The organism is Rhizobium sp. CSW-27 (assembly GCF_018760785.1).
GTDB lineage: Bacteria > Pseudomonadota > Alphaproteobacteria > Rhizobiales > Rhizobiaceae > Neorhizobium.
In genome coordinates, this window is record NZ_JAHHZO010000061.1 from 1 (window position 1) to 1,174 (window position 1,174).

Genomic DNA, 1,174 nt, shown 5'->3' on the forward strand with positions numbered 1-1,174 from the left:
CTGTTGTCGTAAATATTTAATTTCTTCATTTAAAGAGTGAATTAATTCTTGATTGTTAGTTGTAGTTTTTTCGTCATTTTTGGGAGATGATTTTTGTTTGCGCTCGCTAATTTTTTTAGTAATGATTTCTTCAAGTTCATTATCAATGTAATTTACTCCATCAATTTTTGTAAAGCTCATATCTTCTGGAACGTTATTATAAATTGTAGGACGACTTACACTTAATTTCTCGGCTAGTTTATTAATCGTCATCATATTTTCGCTCATATTCTCTCTCTCCTTTTAATGTAAGTTTGTAATACTTACTATAAACCTTACATTAAATTTTACAGTTACTTGTTGTTTTAGTAAAGTGTAACTTCCCCCTCACCCTACCCCCTCATTTTTACACCTTACAACATCCACTAAAGCCCTATTTAACAGTATTTACAGCACTTAAACTATGTAACCTTACACGTAAGACTTATAGTAAGGTTATTAAACTTACACCCGTCATTTACACATAAAAATAAGCATGTAACCTACATATAAAAGTTACATGCTATCGAATGATGTTTAATTGAATTGAGATTCGTCAAAATCAGAGCTGTTATCAACTGAAGTATTATCGTTATCAGTTAACTTCATATTAGCAAACAGCTCGATGTCGTCTAATAAGCCAGTTAATGTTTTGGTTCTGAATCTAAGACGCTTGCCAGACATTAAACCGTTTAATGTACCTAATTTGATATCGAAGTCTTCAGCAAGTTTAGGTATTGAATTTGAGTCGTTTAAGTTACTGCATAGTCTCACTAAGAAAATAATGTCGTTCAAATCTTCTTTGCTAATTATTACTTTTGAATCGAGTTCCATCGTATTGTCGATGTTGTTTCTAATATTTTTAGACACGCTTTCAATTAAATTCAAAAGAGATTTTTTATTTTGTTTCTTCATATATTACCATCTCCGTAATTATATTTTTATCATTATTTGAAATATTAATATTTACTACTTAAAATAACCGCTTATATTTTATCCAAAATCATAATATACATTTGTAAATATCGATTTATACTCAATAAAATGTATGAATATCCTTATATTAATTATAACATAAAACCTATCAAAATAGAAAAAATCAACCATTTTAAAAGCGTAAAATAATCTTATTTAAAAATAGAAAATAATAATTGAA

At 27.7% G+C, this 1,174-nt stretch carries 2 protein-coding genes; both read right to left on the reverse strand.

Features of this window, described 5'->3' with window-relative positions:
* Positions 1-267: helix-turn-helix domain-containing protein (locus KLP42_RS26555; protein WP_215571161.1), on the reverse strand; the 267-nt coding region annotated here is incomplete at its 3' end.
* A gap of 288 nt (positions 268-555) precedes the next feature.
* Positions 556-933, reverse strand: a complete 378-nt coding sequence (locus KLP42_RS26560; protein ID WP_215571162.1) for a hypothetical protein — start codon at positions 931-933, stop codon at positions 556-558.
* Positions 934-1,174: the final 241 nt, after the last annotated feature.